At 61.2% G+C, this 19,444-nt stretch carries 19 protein-coding genes; 10 read left to right on the forward strand and 9 right to left on the reverse strand.

Annotation, left to right across the window (positions count from 1 at the left end):
• The first annotated feature begins 63 nt into the window (after positions 1-63).
• From T9A_RS03965 to T9A_RS03985, 5 genes are all read left to right on the forward strand, one after another.
• On the forward strand, positions 64-450 hold the full coding sequence (locus tag T9A_RS03965; protein WP_035245252.1) for an MAPEG family protein: 387 nt from the start codon (positions 64-66) through the stop codon (positions 448-450).
• Positions 451-576: 126 nt separating this feature from the next.
• On the forward strand, positions 577-1,572 hold the full coding sequence (locus T9A_RS03970; RefSeq protein WP_035245255.1) for a 2Fe-2S iron-sulfur cluster-binding protein: 996 nt from the start codon (positions 577-579) through the stop codon (positions 1,570-1,572).
• A gap of 188 nt (positions 1,573-1,760) precedes the next feature.
• Entirely contained in the window at positions 1,761-3,047 is a 1,287-nt protein-coding gene (locus T9A_RS03975; RefSeq protein ID WP_052042470.1) for a paraquat-inducible protein A, read from the forward strand.
• A complete protein-coding gene (pqiB, locus tag T9A_RS03980; protein ID WP_035245258.1) occupies positions 3,044-4,660 on the forward strand; it encodes an intermembrane transport protein PqiB in 1,617 nt (538 codons plus the stop codon). The genes T9A_RS03975 and pqiB overlap by 4 nt, the downstream gene beginning before the upstream one ends.
• On the forward strand, positions 4,657-5,184 hold the full coding sequence (locus T9A_RS03985) for a PqiC family protein (RefSeq protein WP_035245259.1): 528 nt from the start codon (positions 4,657-4,659) through the stop codon (positions 5,182-5,184). The genes pqiB and T9A_RS03985 overlap by 4 nt, the downstream gene beginning before the upstream one ends.
• Before the next feature lie 214 nt (positions 5,185-5,398).
• On the opposite strand, the gene T9A_RS03990 is transcribed toward T9A_RS03985, so the two are convergent.
• The 7 genes from T9A_RS03990 to T9A_RS04020 all read right to left on the reverse strand — a co-directional run bounded on the left by T9A_RS03990 (position 5,399) and on the right by T9A_RS04020 (position 11,760).
• Positions 5,399-6,628, reverse strand: a complete 1,230-nt coding sequence (locus T9A_RS03990) for a heme biosynthesis protein HemY (RefSeq protein ID WP_035245261.1) — start codon at positions 6,626-6,628, stop codon at positions 5,399-5,401.
• Entirely contained in the window at positions 6,625-7,590 is a 966-nt protein-coding gene (locus tag T9A_RS03995; protein ID WP_035245263.1) for a uroporphyrinogen-III C-methyltransferase, read from the reverse strand. Before T9A_RS03995 ends, T9A_RS03990 begins: the two co-directional genes overlap by 4 nt.
• A 183-nt stretch (positions 7,591-7,773) precedes the next feature.
• On the reverse strand, positions 7,774-8,472 hold the full coding sequence (locus T9A_RS04000) for a uroporphyrinogen-III synthase (protein ID WP_035245265.1): 699 nt from the start codon (positions 8,470-8,472) through the stop codon (positions 7,774-7,776).
• 5 nt (positions 8,473-8,477) lie between these two features.
• Positions 8,478-9,410, reverse strand: coding sequence for a hydroxymethylbilane synthase (hemC, locus tag T9A_RS04005; RefSeq protein WP_035245267.1), 933 nt, complete (start codon positions 9,408-9,410; stop codon positions 8,478-8,480).
• A 161-nt stretch (positions 9,411-9,571) separates the two neighbouring features.
• Positions 9,572-9,883, reverse strand: a complete 312-nt coding sequence (locus T9A_RS04010) for a TRL-like family protein (RefSeq protein ID WP_035245269.1) — start codon at positions 9,881-9,883, stop codon at positions 9,572-9,574.
• A gap of 83 nt (positions 9,884-9,966) precedes the next feature.
• A complete protein-coding gene (locus T9A_RS04015) occupies positions 9,967-10,707 on the reverse strand; it encodes a LytR/AlgR family response regulator transcription factor (RefSeq protein WP_035245271.1) in 741 nt (246 codons plus the stop codon).
• Positions 10,708-10,722: 15 nt separating this feature from the next.
• The gene (locus T9A_RS04020) at positions 10,723-11,760 is read right to left on the reverse strand and encodes a sensor histidine kinase (protein WP_035245273.1); all 1,038 of its coding nucleotides are present in this window, start codon (positions 11,758-11,760) and stop codon (positions 10,723-10,725) included.
• Positions 11,761-11,917: 157 nt separating this feature from the next.
• On the opposite strand from T9A_RS04020, the gene argH reads away from it, so the two are divergent.
• From argH to lysA, 3 genes are all read left to right on the forward strand, one after another.
• Positions 11,918-13,318 carry an argininosuccinate lyase gene (argH, locus tag T9A_RS04025; protein WP_035245274.1) on the forward strand — a complete coding sequence of 467 codons (1,401 nt, stop codon included), beginning with the start codon at positions 11,918-11,920 and terminating at the stop codon, positions 13,316-13,318.
• A 96-nt stretch (positions 13,319-13,414) separates the two neighbouring features.
• Positions 13,415-13,582 carry an LPS translocon maturation chaperone LptM gene (gene lptM, locus T9A_RS16770; RefSeq protein WP_156964818.1) on the forward strand — a complete coding sequence of 56 codons (168 nt, stop codon included), beginning with the start codon at positions 13,415-13,417 and terminating at the stop codon, positions 13,580-13,582.
• A 2-nt stretch (positions 13,583-13,584) separates the two neighbouring features.
• Positions 13,585-14,826: a diaminopimelate decarboxylase gene (lysA, locus tag T9A_RS04030; RefSeq protein ID WP_035245276.1), complete on the forward strand. Its 1,242-nt coding sequence runs from the start codon at positions 13,585-13,587 to the stop codon at positions 14,824-14,826.
• A gap of 183 nt (positions 14,827-15,009) precedes the next feature.
• On the opposite strand, the gene nhaC is transcribed toward lysA, so the two are convergent.
• Positions 15,010-16,503 (reverse strand): Na+/H+ antiporter NhaC, encoded by a 1,494-nt coding sequence (gene nhaC / locus T9A_RS04035; protein WP_035245277.1) that lies wholly within the window; start codon positions 16,501-16,503, stop codon positions 15,010-15,012.
• A gap of 279 nt (positions 16,504-16,782) precedes the next feature.
• The gene (locus tag T9A_RS04040) at positions 16,783-17,667 is read right to left on the reverse strand and encodes a 23S rRNA (adenine(2030)-N(6))-methyltransferase RlmJ (RefSeq protein ID WP_232221996.1); all 885 of its coding nucleotides are present in this window, start codon (positions 17,665-17,667) and stop codon (positions 16,783-16,785) included.
• Between the two features lie 169 nt (positions 17,668-17,836).
• On the opposite strand from T9A_RS04040, the gene dapF reads away from it, so the two are divergent.
• Both dapF and T9A_RS04050 read left to right on the forward strand, forming a co-directional pair.
• A complete protein-coding gene (dapF, locus tag T9A_RS04045; protein ID WP_035245279.1) occupies positions 17,837-18,688 on the forward strand; it encodes a diaminopimelate epimerase in 852 nt (283 codons plus the stop codon).
• A gap of 29 nt (positions 18,689-18,717) precedes the next feature.
• Positions 18,718-19,443, forward strand: coding sequence for a DUF484 family protein (locus tag T9A_RS04050; RefSeq protein ID WP_035245282.1), 726 nt, complete (start codon positions 18,718-18,720; stop codon positions 19,441-19,443).
• Position 19,444 lies beyond the last annotated feature (1 nt).

Below are 19,444 nucleotides of genomic sequence, written 5' to 3' on the forward strand. Positions count from 1 at the left end.
CGAAGACGGCTTCGCGGCTCAAGCGCCGCTCCTACGGCATATAAAAATCACGGAGAAAACATCATGACCCTTGCCTATTGGTGCGTGCTTGCCGCCATTTTCCTGCCCTACCTGAATACCGCTTTAGCCAAATTCCAGGGCGGCTTCGGCCCGAAGCAGAACCATAACCCGCGCGAATTCCTGGAAACCCTGGAAGGCAGCCGCAAGCGCGCCCACTGGGCCCAGCAGAATGGCTTCGAAGTCACCCCCGCCTTTGCCGCGGCCGTGATCATTGCCCACCTGGCCCAGACCGCCCCTCAACCCACCATCGACGGCATCGCCCTGGCCTTCGTGGTCAGCCGGGTCATGTTCACCGTCTGCTATATCGCCGACTGGGCCAGCGCCCGCACCCTGGTATGGGCCTTTGGCATGGGTTGTATCGTGGCGCTGTTCGTGGGCGTTGGAGCATAACGAGCAGGCAATTGATCATTGAGAATGGATAATTGATAACTTAAAACCATGAAAGCCACCGCCAGCCCTTACTGGAGGTGGTTTCCGTTATCAATTCTCAATTTTCCATTATCAATTCAGCAAAACGTGCCCGATATCTTCACCATCACCGTCAACGGCAGGGAACGCTTCTCCTGCCATGACGACCAGACCATCATCGAGGCCGGCCAGCAGGCCGGCTTCGGCTTTCCGGTGGCCTGCCGCAATGGTGTCTGTGAGCGCTGCATGGGAACGCTTCAAAGCGGACACGTTCAGCAAAGAAACCACACCATTCATGCGGGCGATGCCGATAGCATCCAGGTGTTATACTGCATCGCTCAGCCACTCAGCGACTGTGAGATCGATGTGCCCGAGGTGACCGCTCCCGGCGAACTGCCGAGCCATGAAGTTCATTGCCAGATTCAGCAGATTGAAGCGCTCAATCACGATGTGAGTCGGGTCTGGTTACAGCTACCCGCCGGCAAGCGGGTGCAGTGGCATGCCGGGCAATACATGATGCTCAACCTGAACGGCGAGAGCTTCCCCTTTTCCATCGCCAACCACTGCGATGGCCGCCGCCTGGAATTACATATCCGCCACGGCGACGATAACAGTGCCGCCCAGGACATCATGGCGCACCTGACATCAGCCAGCACCGTCAGCGCCACCCTGCCCGCCGGCATGCGCTTTATCGACAGCGCCCCGGAACAGCCGGTGTGGTTTATCTGTGGCTCCACCGGTTTCGCCCCGGTAAAGGCCATGGTCGAACGCCTGATCGCCCTGGACTTCGACCACCCGGTCCGCCTGTTCTGGGGCGCCCGCACCCCGGAAGATCTCTACCTGCCGACACTCCCCTCCCAGTGGAAGATGGCACTGAAAGACTTCGATTTCACCACTGCCCTCTCCGACATCCGTCACCCGGACCACGCCGAAGGCCTGGTGCATGAGGCAGCGCTGGCGGCCCTGAACGAACCGGAGTTGCCGCTGTTCTACCTGGGCGGTTCCCCGCCCATGGCCTGGGCGGTATTCGATGCGCTGGTGGAAGAAGGCGTCCCCGCCGGCAATATCCACTGTGACGTGTTTGATTACGCGCCCAGGGAATAGCTGCAGCAACGCGGGCTAAACCCGTGCCGACCGAAGAGGCCTGAGCCCGCGATGCGAGTCTAATTCGTCATTGGGCATCGAGCATTCGCCTCGAATCGCGGCCAAAACGTTCCCGGACTGGCAACAACCGAGCCCGCGTTGTAGCTTGTAGCTTGCGGCTTGTAGCTGATTACCAAGGAAAGGATGCGATGGCGCAGGATTCTCCGCCCACGGCGCATAACCAGACATTGCTTCTGCCTTGCCACGAATGCGACCTGGTATGCGAAGTAGACCTTCGCCAGGAAAGCGGCTGGCTACAGTGCCCCCGTTGTCGGCACCCGCTGATGCGCCAGGCGCAGAGCGATCAACTGACTCCCGCGCTGGCCTTTACCGCGCTGATTCTGCTCGGCCTATCGTTGCTCTTCCCCTACATCGGTTTCGAAAAAAATGGCATTGAGCGCGCCATGACGGTGACCGATGCCGCCTGGGAACTGGCGGTCTATCACCACCCGTCGCTAGCGGTCATCGTGATCGCCACCATCATCGTGATCCCGGCCCTTTATCTGCTGTCGATTTGCTGGATACACCTGAGTCTGTCCGCCCGCCGTCATCTGCCCGGCAGCCTGTTGCTGGCCCGCTGGCTGCCCCGCATGCAGCCCTGGATGATGGCAGATGTGTTTGCCATCGCCGCCCTGGTGAGCCTGGTGAAGATCGTCGCCATGGCCCATATCCAGCTGCTCTCCGCCTTCTGGACCTTTTCCGGCTACGCTTTGTTATTGCTGATTACCGTCACCCGCATGAATACCGTGAGCCTGTGGCAGCGGTTGCTGGGTAATCTGCAGCAACCCGCCGCTACCCGCAGCGGACTCACCGCCCGCAGCCAGGGGCTGATCGGCTGCCAGCGCTGCGGGCAGTTGCAAACCCTGGGCAGTCACCATTGCCACCGCTGCCACAGCAGCCTGCATGACCGCCACCCGCTGACCCTGCAACGGGTCTGGGCACTGCTGATCACCGCCATCCTCTGCTGCTTCCCCGCCCACCTGTTTCCGATCATGACCACCACCAGCCTGGGGCAGAACGAGCCGTCCACCATCATTGCCGGTGTCATGCTTTTCATCCGCCATGGCGACTGGCCCATTGCCCTGATCATCTTTACCGCCAGCGTGCTGGTGCCGTTCGGAAAAATCCTGGCGCTGGGCTGGCTATGCATTGCCAGCCGCCGGCGCGACACCCTGGACATGAAAAACCAGATGGCGCTCTACCGGATCACCGAATGGGTGGGGCGCTGGTCCATGATCGATGTATTCGTGGTGGCCATCATTGTCGCCCTGTTCCAGATGGGCAATATTCTTACCGTGACCCCGGGCGTGGGTGGCGTGGCCTTTTCCGCCGTGGTGATATTTACCATGCTGGCGGCCCACCAGTTTGATCCGCGCCTGATCTGGGACCAGCAGCAGAAGCTGCCCCCCAACACACAACCGGAGCATCAGCCTTGAGTGATACCCAAGCCGAACCCCGCCGCACCCGGCTTTCCGCCGTCTGGCTGATCCCTCTGGCCGCTGCCCTGATCGGCCTGTGGCTGGTATTCAGTTATCTCTCCAGTCAGGGGCCGGTAATTACCCTGAAACTGACGGACGCGGAAGGCATCAACGCCGGCAAGACGCCGGTGAAAACCCGCAATGTGCAGGTCGGCCTGGTAGAAAGCGTGAGGCTGTCGGATGACATGAGCCACACACTGCTGACCGTACAGATGCAGTCAGACACCGACCGCATGCTGGCCGAGGACACCCGCTTCTGGGTGGTCAAACCCCGGATCAGCAGGGAGGGCGTGAGTGGCCTGAACACGGTACTGTCCGGCTCCTACATCGAGCTGATGCCCGGCGAAAGCGGCAAGAAGGGCAAGCGTTTTCAGGTACAGGACACGCCGCCCCCGGAAAAAACCGGCGCCGGCCTGTTCCTGAAACTGGTCAGCGAGGCAGGGACCAATGTGGACGTGAGCGACCCGGTGCATTTTCGCAGCCTGAAAGTGGGCCGGGTGGTGGAAACCCGCTTCAATGCCAGCGACAAGCGCTTCCACCACCGCATCTTTATCCAGAAGCCCTACGACGTGCTGGTCTCGGACAGCAGCCGTTTCTGGCAGGTCAACGGGCTTGGCTTCAAGCTCGATGCCCGCGGCTTCCAGGCTCAGATCCACTCCCTGGAAGCCCTGATCGGCGGCGGCATCACCTTTGCCGTCCCTGATGGCAATATGCGCGCCGGCGACCCGGTAAAAGACGAGCGGGAGTTCACCCTGCACAACGATGAAGAAAGCGCCCGGCGGGCTCTCTACACCGACACCCTGGATTATGTGTTGCTGGTGGAGAGTAGTGTGCGGGGCCTGAAAACCGGCGCCCCGGTGGAGTATCGCGGCATCCGTGTGGGCACCGTGGAACAAGTGGCCTGGAGCTTTGCCCAATCGGGCCCGGGCACTATCAGCAGTGCTCCCATTCCGGTGCTGATCCGCCTGGAACCCCAACGCATCACTCACCAGAGCCGGGAAGATACACAGCGCTGGCGGCAGGAAATCGATCGCATGATTGATGATGGTCTGCGCGCCAGCCTGAAGCCGGGCAACCTGCTCACTGGTGCCCTGTTTGTGGATCTGGATTTCCATGCCGACACGCCCGCTGCCAACAGTGGCGAACGCTATGCGGATGTGGCCGTTTTCCCCACGATCGACAGCGGCGGCATCAGCAAGATCGAGGACAAGATCCAGCGGCTTCTGGATACCCTCAACAACCTGCCCATGGAATCCATTGCCGGCAACCTGAACCGCAACCTGGACAACCTGGCCGGCACCACCCAACGGCTCGAAGCCCTGCTGGCCGACCCGGCACTCAATGCCCTGCCGGAACGGCTTACCGGCACCCTCGGCGCCCTGGAAGGTACGCTGCAGGGCTGGCAGACCGGCGGCGACGGCTACCAGCAACTGCAAGGCACCCTGCAGAAACTGGATCGTCTACTCAACGACGCCGAACCGCTGCTGGATACCCTGAATCGGCAGCCCAATGCACTGATCTTCCAGCGCCAGCCGGCCCCCGATCCGCAACCCAGAGGCTCCCGCCAATGAAATCATTGTTCATTTCCGGCCTGCTGGTCACCCTGATGGTGTGGCTGAGCGCCTGCAGCCAGACCCCGCCGGCACCCGCGCCGGACTACCTGCTACCCGGCGCCAGCCACAGTGGCCACAGCCCACTACAGATTCGCGTAAGCCTGGCCAGCTACCTGGACCAGGGCGGCATCGTGTTGCAACTGAGCGACACCGAACTGCACGTGGCCCGCCAGCATCGCTGGGCGGAGCCACTGGGCTCGCAACTACAGCGGGCGCTGGCGGCCACCCTGGCAAGCCAGACAACACTCCATGAACTGGGGAAACTGGATCTGCAACTCAGCCGCTTTCAGGGCGTGCAGAGCAATGGGGGTGACGTGGCCATGATCACCGGCACCTGGCAATTCACCCATGAAGAGCAAGTCCAACGGGGAACCATCGAGTGGCAGGGCCCTATTGGCGGCGAGGGCTATGCGGCACTGGTTAAAGCCCTGGATCAGGGCTGGCAGGAAGTCGGGCAGAGCATCACCCAGGCCCTGAAATAACCCGCCACACCGAGCCGCAAGGGCTCGACGGGTTTTGTAGGAGCGCCGCTTGAGGCGCGAACAGCATTAGAAGCGAGTCACGAGGTTCGAGTTTCGAAAGTCCTTTCGTTCCTCGTAACTCGGCCCTGTTCGCGCCTCAAGCGGCGCTCCTACAGCAAAAAGGCCGCACCAGAAATCCGGCGCGGCCTTTTGGTTTTCGTTTGCCAATGCCGTTCTACAACGACTTCTCCGGCATCGGCAACGCGGGCAACTCTCCGTCCAGTTGCTGCAGGCGACGCTCAAAGGCCTTCTGTGCCTTGCTGGTATCACCCAGCGCCTGATACAGCCGAGACAGTTCAGCCAGGGCTGTGGCGCTCTGGCTGGAGTTGGCGGCGGCCTCAAAGAAACCCTGGGCCTTGCCCCACAGACGGGCCTTGAGAGCCACTCGACCGGCCGTAATCAACACCGCTGCGTTACCCGGTCGTTCTGCCAGCCAGCCTTCCAGCACCTGTAGCAAATCATCCGGAGACATATCGTCGATGGCTTCCAGTACCGGCGGTAAGCGGTCATCCCACTGTTGGGTCAACTGCTCACGGACCAGATTCAAGGCGCCCTTACCACCGCCCAGCTGGGCCAGAAAACCGGTATAGCGGGCCACCATGGCCGGATCATTCTTCAAATGAACCGGCACATCCTTCCATAGCTTGCGCAGTTCCTCCCGACGGCTGTCCGCATCATTGAAGCCGGGCTTGCGCGCGGTTTCCTGCAGCAGGGCCAGCCAGGCTCGGCGTTCACGACGGGATTCCTTGCCCTCACCGAAGGCGCGCTTGAGGCGCGGCATCAGGGCGCACAGAGCCGGCCAGTCTTTCTGGCTCTCCAGCACTTCCGCATAGGTACGCAGGATGCGTTTGTTGCGCGGCGCCAGGTCCGCCAGCACCTTGAGCTCCTGGCGGGCCTGCTCCGGATAACCATCATCCAGCGCGAAACGGGCCTTCATCAGCCCGGCCACCAATTGGCCACGGCGGTCGCTGCTGGCATTTTCCAGATACCGCTGACTGGCCTCCACGTTCTCCTGTTCCTGAGCCGCTTCCGCCGCCAGCAACCAGGCCAGCAGGGGCCAGTCACCGTCTTCTCCGGCGGCTACCAGCAGCCGCTCGGCCTTTTCTTGTTCGCCATCCACCAGTTGCAGAAGACCACTGCGCAAACGCCGGGCCGCCACGGCTTTTTTCCAGCGACGTGTAGCTCGCACCGGCTCCAGCACATTCCAGGCGGCATTGCCGAGCAGGGTAAGCACCACAATGGCCACCACCGCCAGCAGTGCCGCCAGCACCACAAAGCCCAGGGTGGTGTCTAGGGAGAAGTCATCGCGGATTACCAGCACGTAGCCGGAATCCGACGCCATCCAGCGCCCCAGTGCCAGTGCGGCAACCAGGGCGATGACGATCAGCAGGGCGACTTTTTTCATGCACCGCCCTCCTTGCGTTTCAACTCTTCAATGGCAGCCAGACCCGCGCCAATCTCCGGCAGGGCCTGAGCCACACTGCTGCCACCCAGCTCTTTCAACGCCTTGCGCATTTGCGCCGCCCGCGGCTCATCCTCACGGAACCACTGGGCCAGCGTCGTGCGCGCATTATCCAGCGCCTGCTGGTAGGCCTTGGCACGTCCTTGCATTAGAGCCAGCTGCGCCTGCTGCAGACTGCCATCCAGGGTCAGACGCACCAGTGACGCCTGCTCGGCAGACAACGGCAACGGCACAGCCCCTTCGTGATGACGTACATTGATCGGCAGGCGGTCGAGCACGTCTTGCCACCAGGGCTGATTCACTTCAGGTAAATCCCGCTCGGGAGGGGCTTCCTCCACTGGCACCGCCAGCTCAGCGGTAATCTGACGCAGGGCGCCCAGGCGAAGCACCATGCCTTGCACATCCACCTGACCGGCACCGCTGAGTTTTTCCATGTCCATGGCCAGCGCCTGACGGGCCGGCAGCACCTTGGGATCATCAAGGCGGGCCAGGGTTTCATCCGCGGCTTTCAATAAACGCCGCGCGGCAGAGGCATCCTGGGTCAGCAGCAGTCGCTGGCTGGCCAGGCTGGCCAGTGCCCGGGCTTCGTTGACCAGCCACAGTGTTTGCCCACCACTCTGCATATCGCTGAGCACGGCGCGATCCTTGACCATACGGGCGGACAGCTCCGCCTGTTTTTTCTCGAAGGAAGACAGCGCGCCCTGCACCTCGCTGCGCTGGCTGGCCATGGCAGCTTTCAATTCGCTGATCTGACCGGCAAGACCGGCTTTTTCTTTCTGCATCTGCTGGAACTGTTGCCAGCCCCACCAGCCACCGGCCCCCAGGGCCGCCAGAACCACCAACACCACCAGTACAACCCAGATGCTCTTGCCTGTCTGGCGGGAATAAAGACGTTCCTGCGTCATGTCAGCTCCATGTTCTGATTATCTGGCACCCCCAAACGGGCGATCCTCTGCGAAAACCTTAATTGGGGCTGCGCTGAGTGTCCATTAAACAATGTAATAGGAGAGGCAAACAGGGCATGAACCCGGGAGATAGATTACAAAACACTACCTTGGCGATATGAAGAGATCAGTCATTCATGTTCTTTATGCAGAAGGCAGAGTGGCCAGCATATCTTCATCATGGGCACTGGCCGCCACTCGCACTGGACCGGCATGTTCCGCACGGATATGAGAGGCCACTCGCTCCCCGGCAGCCACCACCCCGACGTCAGGTGGAATTTTTTCGCTGATGGCTCGCCAGCTTTCCACACTGGTCACCATGACCCAGTTGCATTGTGCAGGGCAATGAAATGCTGCGCAGGGCAAACGACGATAGAACGGCAGGGTGACAACTTCCGCTCCTCGCTCGGCAAGAGTCTGTGCCAATAATTCCCGACCGCTATCACCACGACACAACAGCACTTTTTTTTCCGTCAGTTGCTGCAGGCAGAGCAGGGATAGCACCGCTTCGGAATTGAAACCGCCGTCAGGAACGGTGGGCTGCAGATGCCAGCGGGTAATTTCCGCCGCAGTGGCCTTGCCTACCGCCAGCCAGTGGACGCCCACCGGCCACTGGGGCCAGATATCCGCCATGGCGGCCAGGGCCAGGCGGGCGGCATTACTGCTGGCGAAGAAAACCGCATGGAACAAATCCAGGTCCATCAGCACCCGGCGGGTCGTATCGCTGACCGGCAGCGGCTCGATATGCAGTGCGGGGCTGTGCAGCGGCTGATAGCCAGCCTGACGCAGGGCATCCATTAAGGCCTGCTGCTGCCCCCGGGGACGGGTGACCAGCACCTGCATGACAATCAGCCTTTCTCGTAGAGAGCCTTGAGGATCACATCCGCCCCCTGGGCCAGCAGTTGCTCGGCAATCTCCACACCCAGTTCGGCACCGCGCTCGCGGGGGGCGCGCCCTTCTGCACGGAGCACCTGTTTGCCGTTTTCCTCGGCAACCAGGCCACGCAGCCAGAGCTGATCGTCTTCCAGCAACGCGAAGCCGGCGATAGGCACCTGACAACCACCCTCAAGACGTCGATTCATGGCTCGTTCCGCCACTACCCGGTCCCAGGTATCCACATCACTGAGCGGACTCAGCAGTGCGATGGTGCGCTCATCGCCTTCGCGGCACTCGATGCCGACCGCACCCTGCCCCACCGCCGGCAGGGATTCCTCCGGCGGCATTTCGTAACGGATCCGCTCGTGCATCTCCAGCCGCTTGAGCCCGGCAGCGGCGAGGATAATGGCGTCGAACTCGCCGGCATCCAGCTTGCCCAGGCGGGTCTGCACATTACCGCGCAGGCTTTTCACCACCAGGTCCGGGCGGTTGGCCTGTACCTGGGCCTGACGGCGCAGGCTGGAAGTCCCCACACAGGCACCATGTGGCAGAGCAGACAGGCTGTCATGATGATTGGAGACAAAGGCATCGCGGGGATCTTCCCGCTCACAGATCACCGGCAGCGCAAAGCCTTCCGGCAATTCCATGGGTACATCCTTCATGGAATGCACGGCAATATCCGCACGGCCGTCCATGATGGCCTCTTCCAGCTCCTTCACGAACAGGCCCTTGCCACCAATCTTGGCCAGCGGGGTATCGAGAATCTTGTCACCCTGGGTCTTGATCCGAACCAGCTCCACGCTCAACCCCTCATGCAGACTTTCCAGACGCTGCTGAACGTATTCTGCCTGCCAGATGGCAAGCGGGCTGGAGCGGGTGGCGATACGCAAGACTTCGCGGGACATGGGAGATCCTGTGGTTCTGAAATGAGGAGGACAGTTTACAGGAAGAGAAGCTCATACCGTAGGAGCCATGCTCGCCATGGCGAACTGAGCGCAGCGAACCATTGAGATCGCAAGCAAGTTCGCCATGGCGAGCATGGCTCCTACAAATTCAAAAGGGGCAATCAGTTACCGTAAACCACCACGGTAAACTCCGCCAACACCCCGAAGAAGTTCTGGGACTCGTAGTCCACATGATGGATTTCGGTGATGCCGCCGTTGCGCGCTGCGGTCTGGATGCTGGCGTCGCCGGAGGCAATGATGCCGAGAATCGAACGGGTACTGGCTCGGCCAACCCGGGTGGGTTTCTCGGTGGAAGCAGTGGCGGTGAGCGGCGCTTTCACGTTGCCGTAGAGCAGACCGGTGACCGGCATGGTGGCGGAGGCACAACCGCTCAGTGCTGCGGCGCTGACCAGCAGAAGAAGAAGCTTTTTCATGGCAGGTTTCCTGTTCTTGTTATTGGATTGCTCGGAACATGGGGAGGTCCAAGGCTAGCATGCCGACAGACCTCTGTTAACGACTACAGATTCTGCAGCACCCGGCGCAAGCCGGCCACATGCCGGCGGCTGACAGTGAGCCTTTCATCGATGCCGCGCAGGCGTACCTGGTGGTGGCCGGCAGTGGCCATCTCCATACCCTCGATAAACTTCAACGCCACCAGGGCATTGCGGTGAATACGCACGAACTGGTCACCGAATTCGGTCTCCAGCTCCTTGAGGGTTTCATCGATCAGCACTTCGCCCTCGCCGGAGCAGACGGTGACGTATTTCTGGTCAGCCAGGAAATAGCGCACCTCATCCACTGGCACCAGTTCCAGACCCCGGTGGGTGCGGGCACTGATATGCCCGCGCCGGCGCGGCTTTTCTTCACTGACATCCCTGCCGATTTCCGCCAGTTGCACCCGGTTCAGGGTCCGGGCCTTGCCCAGCGCCGTGGCCAGATCATCGGCACTGACCGGCTTGAGCAGATAGTCCACCGCATGGACCTTGAAGGCCTGCAGGGCATGTTCGTCATAGGCGGTACAGAAAATCAGCGCCGGGGGATTATCCATCTTGCTGAGATGCTCGGCGGCTTCCATACCGTCCATTTCCGGCATGCGAATATCCATCAGGATCACGTCAGGCCTGGTGATTTGAGCCTGATCCACAGCCTCGCGGCCGTTGGCCGCTTCTGCCACCACTTCAACGCCGTCGGTTTTCTCTACCAGCCGCTTGAGCCGGTCCCGAGCCAGTTGTTCGTCGTCGCACACAAGCACCCGCATAATTCCCATCCTTTTTTATTGCAGCGGATATCGGATTTCGATTTCGTATTCTTTTTGTTGCGGCCGTGATTCCACCGCCACCTCGTCACCATACAACGCTTCCAGTCGATGACGAATATTCTCCAACGCCATTCGGTTGCCGTTGTGGTGCCCGTCGCCTTCCGGCTTGGGGTTACTCACCGATAATACCAGCTCGCCATGTTCTGCCAGGGCCCGGATCGTCACCACGCCGCCCGCAGCTAATGGTTGTATGCCATGATAAATGGCATTTTCGAGCAAGGGTTGCAAGGTTAACAGCGGAATCATCACGCTTTTTGCCTCCACGCGGATGTCCCATTCCACCTGCAGACGCTCGCCCATGCGCAATTGCTCAATATGAATATAGCGCCGACACAGCTCCAGCTCCTCATCCAGAGAGACCTCGTTGCCGATATTCTTCAGGCTGGCCCGAAACAGCACCGACAGATCCTCCACCACTTTTTCGGCGGTATCCGGGTCCACCGCAATCAGGCTGGCGATGATGTTCATGGAATTAAACAGGAAATGCGGACGAATCCGCGATTGCAGGGCCTGTATTCTCGCCTGCAATTCCGCCTGCCCCTTCTGACGAAGCTGCTCCTGAACGTAGAAATAGCGCATCACCAGGCCGGCAATAATGGCGGCAATCAGGCCGTTGACGAGAATTTCCATGGACCACAGAGAACCCGGCATCAGGGTCCCGGTCACCCAGCTCATCACCAGGGCAGCCACCACGCTGAACACCAGGGTGTCGACCACCACCAGCAAGACCACTGCCACCGCTGCCACGGAGGGCGCCAGGCGATTGAGCCTGGGACGTAGCTGGCAGACCAGCGCCGCCGAGGTCAGCCCCACCCATTGCACAAACAGTGAGGTGATCGCCAGCCTGCCCATGCTGAAATCACTGTAATAGGTGGCCACCAGGTTGATCACCAGAGCCATCAGCTCTGCCACGACAACGACTACCAGCACCGCGCGAGTGCTGCACAGGTCAGGCAGAAAACTGGAATTGGGCTGCTCGTCCGTGGCCGCCATTGAATCTCCGGTCAGTAAAAATCACTAGTTACAAGCAGTTATACATTAAGCGAGCACGTCACCCAAGCAATACCAGCAGGGCTAATGTTCAGGGGGTCCCCGGTCCCTGCTATACTGCGCGCCTCGCAAATCCGGCTTTATGCATGGGAACCGTACGATGACCGACAAGCAGCAGAACAAACTCTGGGGCGGCCGCTTCAGCGAATCCACCGATCAGTTCGTTCAGGAATTCACCGCCAGCGTGAATTTCGACCGGCGCATGTACCGCCAGGACATCTTCGGCTCCCAGGCTCATGCCACTATGCTGGCAGAAGTGGGCGTGCTCACCGATGAGGAGCGTGACGCCATCATCAACGGCCTGGCGGAAATCCAGAAAGAAATCGAAGCCGGCGAATTCCAGTGGTCCGTGGCCCTGGAAGACGTGCACATGAACATCGAGGCGCGGCTCACCGACAAGATCGGCATCACCGGCAAGAAGCTGCACACCGGCCGTAGCCGCAACGACCAGGTGGCCACCGATATCCGCCTGTGGCTCCGCGATGAAATGCTGATCATGGAAGAACAGTATCTGCACCTGATGACCGGCCTGCTGAACCTGGCCGAACGTGAAGCGGCCACTATCATGCCCGGCTTCACCCACCTGCAGACCGCCCAGCCGGTGACCTTCGGCCACCACCTGCTGGCCTGGTTCGAGATGCTCAAGCGCGACCGCGAACGCCTGCTGGACTGCAAGAAGCGGGTCAACCGCATGCCGCTGGGCGCCGCTGCCCTGGCTGGCACCACCTACCCGATCAACCGCGAGCGCACCTGCGAATTGCTGGGTTTTGACGGCGTCTGCGAAAACTCGCTTGATGCCGTGAGCGACCGGGACTTCGCCATCGAATTCTGTGCCCTGGCCGCCCTGACCATGACTCACCTGTCACGGATCAGCGAAGAACTGGTGCTGTGGACCAGCGCCCAGTTCAACTTTATCAACCTGCCCGACCGCTTCTGCACCGGCAGTTCCATCATGCCGCAGAAGAAAAACCCGGACGTGCCGGAGCTGGTGCGCGGCAAGACCGGCCGCGTCAACGGCCACCTGATCAGCCTGCTGACCCTGATGAAGAGCCAGCCGCTGGCCTACAACAAGGACAACCAGGAAGACAAAGAGCCGCTCTACGACGCCGTGGACACCATCAAAGGCAGCCTGCGCGCCTTCGGCGACATGATCCCGGCCCTGGAACCCAATCGCGAGGTGATGCGCGAAGCGGCCCGTCGCGGTTTCGCCACCGCCACCGACCTGGCCGATTACCTGGTGCGCAAGGGCATTGCCTTCCGCGACTCCCACGAAATCGTTGGCAAGGCCGTGGCCTACGGCGTAGAAAAGAAGAAGGACCTGAGCGACATGTCCCTGTCTGAACTGAAACAGTTCAGTGATCAGATCGAAGACGACGTGTTCGACGTGCTGACCCTGGAAGGGTCGGTGAGCGCCCGTAACCATATCGGTGGCACCGCCCCGGATCAGGTGCGTGCCGCAGTTGCCCGTGCCCGGCAAGCGCTGGACAATACCGGTCACTGATCAACCCCGGGCGGACAGGGCACAGCCCTTTCCGCCATCTTTCGCCGAGGGGGGAAGCTCCACGCTATCCGCCTTCGCACGCACATTCGGAGCTTGATGATGCGCATCATCGCCCTGCTATTTGTCGTTCTGCTGGCTGGCTGCGGCCAGAAAGGTCCGCTGTACTTTGCCCCACAGGAACCCGCCGCCGAGCCCGTAGAGGCAAAGGACGACAACGCCGACCAACCCGCCGCATCCGACCAGGATGACGGTGAACAGGAATAATCATGGACCACTTTCAGTACCGCGATGGCGAGCTGTTCGCCGAAGAATTGCCGGTAGAACAACTGGCTGACCGTTTCGGCACACCGCTGTATCTCTATTCCCGCGCCACCCTGGAGCGTCACTTCCAGGCCTTCGACGAGGCCTTCGGTGATCACCCTCACCAGGTCTGTTATGCGGTGAAAGCCAACTCCAACCTGGCGGTACTGAACGTGCTGGCCCGTTGCGGCGCCGGCTTTGATATCGTCTCCGGCGGCGAACTGGAGCGGGTACTGCGGGCCGGCGGCGATCCGGACAAGATCGTGTTTTCCGGCGTCGGCAAGACCGCCGATGAAATGGCCGCCGCACTGAAAGCCAACATCCATTGCTTTAACGTGGAATCCGCCGCCGAGCTGGAACTGCTTAATCTGGTCGCCGGCGAACTGGATCGTGAAGCGCCCATCGCCATCCGCGTGAACCCGGATGTGGACGCCCAGACCCACCCCTACATCTCCACCGGCCTGAAGGACAACAAGTTCGGCGTGGATATCGCCAAGGCACCGGCTCTCTATCAGCGCGCCGCCGAGCTGCCGCACATCAAGGTACTGGGTATCGATTGCCACATCGGCAGCCAGCTCACCAAGCTGTCGCCCTTCGAAGATGCCCTGGAGCGGGTACTCAAGCTGCTGGATCAACTGCAGCATCTGGGTATCGAGATTCACCATCTGGATCTGGGCGGCGGCCTGGGCGTGACCTACAACGAGGAAGCGCCCCCGGCGCCGGCCGATTACGTGCAGGCCCTGCTCAAGCACATCCCGGGCGACCTGCCGGTGCATATCGAGCCGGGCCGGGCCATTGCCGCCAACGCCGGCATCTTTGTCACCCAGGTGCTGTTTCTCAAGCCCACCGAACACAAGAACTTCGCCATCGTCGACGGCGCCATGAACGACCTGATCCGACCGAGCCTGTATTCGGCCTGGCAGAACATCGTGCCGGTAAAACCCCATGATGCGGATTGTCGGGACTGGGATATCGTCGGCCCGGTCTGCGAAACCGGTGACTTTCTCGGCAAGGACCGGGCCCTGTCCCTGGAGACCGGCGACCTGTTGGCAGTGCGCAGTGCCGGCGCCTATGGCTTTGCCATGGCCAGCAACTACAACAGCCGCAACCGCCCCGCCGAAGTGATGGTGGATGGCGACCAGGCCTTTGTGGTGCGCCAGCGGGAAACCTATGAAGATCAGCTAAAACTGGAATCGTTACTACCCTGACTCCAGCGAACAGCAATCACGGCATAAGGCGGAATTACCTGAAAGGTATTCCGCCTTTTTTATTGCAGCGTTTTGGCAGGGCGTCGCCAGGATTAACGGGAGGAAGACGGCAAGGCCAGAGAAGCTTGGTTATCCTGCAGACGACTTCGCGTTTTCACGTGGTTCGCGGCGCAAGCTCCGCTCCTACTGCGGCTTCGTAGAAGGCCCTGGGGGAAACCCTCCTGCCCCCGGCGGAGTCAGACGCAGCACCTTGATCCCCAGCCAGGCATACACCAGCGCCAGCAGCGGGTTGATCAGGTTGAAGAACGCATAGAACAGATAGTCCGTCACCGGCACCAGCAGCACCGACTGCATATAGGCCCCGCAAGTATTCCAGGGAATCAGCGGGCTGGTGATGGTGCCGCCATCTTCCAGGGCCCGGGACAGATTCACCGGCGCCAGCCCTTCCTTTTCATAGGCCTCGCGGAACATGCGCCCGGGCATGATGATGGAAATATACTGGTCCGCAGTGAGGATATTGCTGCCCAGGCAGGTGGCCAGAGTGGCCGCAATCAATCCCGCCGCCCCCTTCACCGCGGCCAGCAAACCTTCGATCAGTCTGGCCAGCAAACCGGCATGCTCCATCACCGCCCCGAAGGTCATGGCACAGAGAATCAGCCAGACCGTGTTGAGCATGGACGCCATGCCGCCACCGGACAGCAGATCATTGAGCGCCCCATCGCCAGTCTCCACCGTGATACCGCCATAAAAGGTCTGCCATACCACTTTCAGTGACGCCGCCAGATCCGCCTGCGCCACCCCCGCCTGGGCGGCAATGGCCTCGGGCTGGAACAACAGCGCCCAGACGCCCCCCAGCAAGGCCCCCAGGAAGATCGCCGGCAGCGCCGGCATGCGCTTGAGCGCCAGCACCAGCAACACCAGCAGGGGAATCAGATGCAGAAAGGAGATATGAAACTGATTATCCAGACCGGCCAGTAGCGGGCGGATGCGGTCCACCGTGTCACCGGCCACTTCCGCATTGAACCCCATGAACAGGAAAATCAGCAGCGCGATGACAATCGACGGCACCGTGGTCCACAGCATCAGGCGGATATGCTCGAACAGATCCGAGCCGGCCACCGCCGGTGCCAGGTTGGTGGTTTCCGACAGCGGCGAAATCTTGTCGCCGAAATAGGCGCCGGACACTACCGCCCCGGCAGCCACCGGCAACGACAACCCCAGACCGTTGGCCACCCCGATCAAGGCCACCCCCACGGTGGCCGCCACCGTCCAGCTGGAACCAATACTCAGGGCGATAATGGCGCAGATCAGGCAGGCCGCTGCATAGAACAGGGCCGGGTTCATCAACTCCAGCCCGAAATAGATCAGCGACGGCACAATGCCGGCCAGCCGCCAGGTGCCGATCAGGGCCCCCACGCTGAGCAGAATCAGCACCGCGCCCAGGGCCACGGAAATCCCCTTGATCATGGCGGTTTCGATGTCCCGCCAGGACATACCGTTCTTGAAGGCAATCAGCGAGGCCAGCCCGGCACACAGCAACAGGGCAATCTGGTTGGGCCCGGAAGAGGCACTGTCGCCGAACAGGTACACCGCCGCCGCCAACAACGCCACCAGCACGACTATCGGCAGCAGGGCGTCGAACAGGCTGGGGCGACGATGTGAAGAGGACTGTGTCATGGCAGGCTTACAGACGGCCGTCTGTCCGGTTGCTCTCTTTCCCGTTATGGGCCTTCGCCGGCGAGTAAGCACTTACCGGCGGCGCGAAAAGCGGCGCAGTCTACCAGCACGCTGGCGAAGGCGCATTGCCGGTGGTCGGCCTGCGGGGCGACTGAAGGGAATCGAGAATCGGCATGCAGAACAGGACGTGAATTTTCGCTCCCTGCAACTCGCCTCTGGTAACTGACTCCCCCGCCCCGTGCGATTCACATGCCCATCGCACCCTGTTTTTTTATGCTGTCAGGCCTCGCCGGTCAGCTCTCTGACCAGAGTATGCCCGTTGGGCTCGCACAGGGCATTCTTGAGCACAGGCATGGCCTGGGCCATGTGCTGGGCCAGCGTGTAAGGCGGATTGACGATCAGCATGCCGGAGCCGGTCATGCCACGACCAGAGGCATCCGGGCGCGGGCAACACTCCACTCGCAGCATGTTAGGAATCTCCGCCTTGACGAAACGGCGGATGAAACTCTCGGTGCGGTTACGATCCAGCACCGGATACCAGATGGCATAGGTCGCAGTGGAGAAGCGCTCCATGGCCATCTGCAACGCCGGCAACAGCCCAAGGTAATCCGCTTCCATTTCATAGGAAGGATCGATCAGCACCAACCCCCGGCGATGCTGGGGCGGCAACATGGCCTTGAACCCCTGCCAGGCATCCAGCTTTTCCACACGCACCCGCTTGTCATCGGCAAAGCGACGCTGCAACAGCTCGAAATCGGTACTGTGCAGCTCGGAACACTGCAGCCGGTCCTGCTCGCGCAACAGGCTGGCGCTGATCAGCGGCGAGCCCGGGTACTCGGTGAGCTTGCCCACCGGGTTGAGTTTTTTCACCAGCGCCACGTACTGGTCAATCACCCCTACACCGGTGCGGTTATCCAACAACCGGGCAATGCCGTCCCGGTATTCCCCGGTCTTCTGCATGTGATCACTGGCAATGGTATAGCTGCCGGCACCGGCATGGGTATCGTGCACCGTGAAGGGTTTGTCCTTCTTTTTCAGGTACTCGATGATCGCCACCTGGACGATGTGCTTGAGAACATCGGCAAAGTTGCCGGCGTGGTAGCTGTGGCGGTAAGACAACATGATCAGGGCCTGCGGGTATGTGGTGCCGCATTGTACACCCAACACCTCCTATGTAGGAGCGGCGCTTGAGCCGCGAATCTGCTTGCGAACACTTTCCCAGGCACGATTCGCGGCTCAAGCGCCGCTCCTACGGCAAGACCAAGGCGCCATCACCTGACGCCACAGGAATCCCGGAGTACAATGGCCTTTTTACCCGTACCGGACACCCCGCATGAACCTGCGCTTCACCAAAATGCACGGCCTGGGCAACGATTTCATGGTCATCGACGGCATCAGCCAGTCGCTGCCAGAAACCGGCGTGCCCTTTTCCGCCGATGAGATCCGCCGCCTGGGCGACCGGCATTTCGGCGTGGGCTTTGACCAGCTGCTGATCGTGCAACCGGCCCGTTCCGCCGACGCGGATTTCCGTTACCGCATCCTCAATGCGGACGGCTCCGAGGTCAGTCAGTGTGGCAACGGCGCCCGTTGCTTTGCCCGCTTCGTGCGCGATCATGGGCTCACCGACAAGGCCGAAATCGTGGTGGAAACCGCCGACGGGCAGATGACCCTGACGGTGACCGACGACGAGCAGGTGACCGTGGATATGGGCGCACCGCGCTGGGCGCCAGAAGCAATTCCCCTGATCGCCAAGGGTGAACAGGACACCTATTTTCTGGTCGCAGGCAACAATGCCTACGAAGTCGGCGCCGTCGGCCTGGGCAATCCGCACTGTACACTGCTGGTGGAGAATGTGGACACCGCCCCGGTGGACACCGTGGGGCCGCTGCTGGAAAGCCACGAACAGTTCCCGGAACGAGTCAACGTGGCTTTCATGCAGATCGTCAGCCGCAATGAAATCCGCCTGCGCGTCTACGAACGAGGCGCCGGGGAAACCCTGGCCTGTGGCTCCGGCGCCTGCGCCGCAGTCGTGATCGGCCAGCGACGGGGTTTTCTCGATCAGGACGTGACCGTGCACCTGCCCGGAGGCACCTTGCAGATTCGCTATACTGGCCAGGGCGGTATCCGGATGACAGGCCCTGCCAGCCATGTCTATGATGGCAGCATTGATGTAACCAGCGCATAACTGCGGCGGAACAAGAAGGACGCAATCCCATGACGGAGAACACCAAAGCCAGCGCCGACCAGGTTGCCGCCTACCTGCGCGACAACCCGGACTACTTCCAGCATCGCCCGGAGCTGCTGGAATTGCTGCGCCTACCGGACTCCAAGGGCGAGGCTGTCTCTCTGCTGGAACGCCAGGCGTCCATTCTCCGCGACCGTAATAACGAACTGCGTGACCGCCTCAACGGCCTGCTGGACGTGGCCAGGGAAAACGATCACCTGTTCGACAAGACCCGCCGTCTGACCCTGTCCCTGCTGGAAGCACGGGGAGCCGAAAAACTGTTCCGCAACCTGCTCGCCAGCCTCGGTGACGATTTTCACTGCGATCGGGTGGCGCTGCTGCTCTACGACCGGGAACTGCCCATCCTCGGCGACCTGCGCAACCAGATTCGCTGTGTCGACAGCGACGCCCTGCCCAGCGCCCTCAACCACCTGCTGCGCAACGGCAAGGCGGTCTGCGGCGCCATGCGCGAAGAGGAAATGCTGGCCCTGTTCCAGGAGCACGCCACCGACATCCGCTCCGCCGCTATGGTACCGCTCGAGTACCAGGGCAAACTGGGCCTGCTGGCCATCGGCAGCAAAAGCGCCATGCACTTCCGCAGCTCCCTAGGCACCCTGTTCATTACCCACATCGGCCAGGTCCTCAGCCGCCGCCTGCACGAAGTCCTGCGGCAATACCCGCATCAGGCAGCTAAAAAGACCGGGGAAATCAATTGAG

The organism is Alcanivorax jadensis T9, assembly GCF_000756655.1.
In the GTDB taxonomy this organism is placed as follows: Bacteria; Pseudomonadota; Gammaproteobacteria; order Pseudomonadales; family Alcanivoracaceae; genus Alcanivorax; species Alcanivorax jadensis.

Coding starts and splice junctions, on each gene's coding strand:
- T9A_RS03965 (WP_035245252.1), top strand. CDS start 64: ATGACCCTTGCCTATTGGTGCGTGCTTGCCGCCATTTTCCTGCCCTAC.
- T9A_RS03975 (WP_052042470.1), top strand. CDS start 1,761: ATGGCGCAGGATTCTCCGCCCACGGCGCATAACCAGACATTGCTTCTG.
- T9A_RS03985 (WP_035245259.1), top strand. CDS start 4,657: ATGAAATCATTGTTCATTTCCGGCCTGCTGGTCACCCTGATGGTGTGG.
- T9A_RS03990 (WP_035245261.1), bottom strand. CDS start 6,628: ATGAAAAAAGTCGCCCTGCTGATCGTCATCGCCCTGGTTGCCGCACTG.
- T9A_RS03995 (WP_035245263.1), bottom strand. CDS start 7,590: ATGACGCAGGAACGTCTTTATTCCCGCCAGACAGGCAAGAGCATCTGG.
- T9A_RS04000 (WP_035245265.1), bottom strand. CDS start 8,472: ATGCAGGTGCTGGTCACCCGTCCCCGGGGGCAGCAGCAGGCCTTAATG.
- hemC (WP_035245267.1), bottom strand. CDS start 9,410: ATGTCCCGCGAAGTCTTGCGTATCGCCACCCGCTCCAGCCCGCTTGCC.
- T9A_RS04010 (WP_035245269.1), bottom strand. CDS start 9,883: ATGAAAAAGCTTCTTCTTCTGCTGGTCAGCGCCGCAGCACTGAGCGGT.
- T9A_RS04015 (WP_035245271.1), bottom strand. CDS start 10,707: ATGCGGGTGCTTGTGTGCGACGACGAACAACTGGCTCGGGACCGGCTC.
- T9A_RS04020 (WP_035245273.1), bottom strand. CDS start 11,760: ATGGCGGCCACGGACGAGCAGCCCAATTCCAGTTTTCTGCCTGACCTG.
- argH (WP_035245274.1), top strand. CDS start 11,918: ATGACCGACAAGCAGCAGAACAAACTCTGGGGCGGCCGCTTCAGCGAA.
- lptM (WP_156964818.1), top strand. CDS start 13,415: ATGATGCGCATCATCGCCCTGCTATTTGTCGTTCTGCTGGCTGGCTGC.
- lysA (WP_035245276.1), top strand. CDS start 13,585: ATGGACCACTTTCAGTACCGCGATGGCGAGCTGTTCGCCGAAGAATTG.
- nhaC (WP_035245277.1), bottom strand. CDS start 16,503: ATGACACAGTCCTCTTCACATCGTCGCCCCAGCCTGTTCGACGCCCTG.
- dapF (WP_035245279.1), top strand. CDS start 17,837: ATGAACCTGCGCTTCACCAAAATGCACGGCCTGGGCAACGATTTCATG.
- T9A_RS04050 (WP_035245282.1), top strand. CDS start 18,718: ATGACGGAGAACACCAAAGCCAGCGCCGACCAGGTTGCCGCCTACCTG.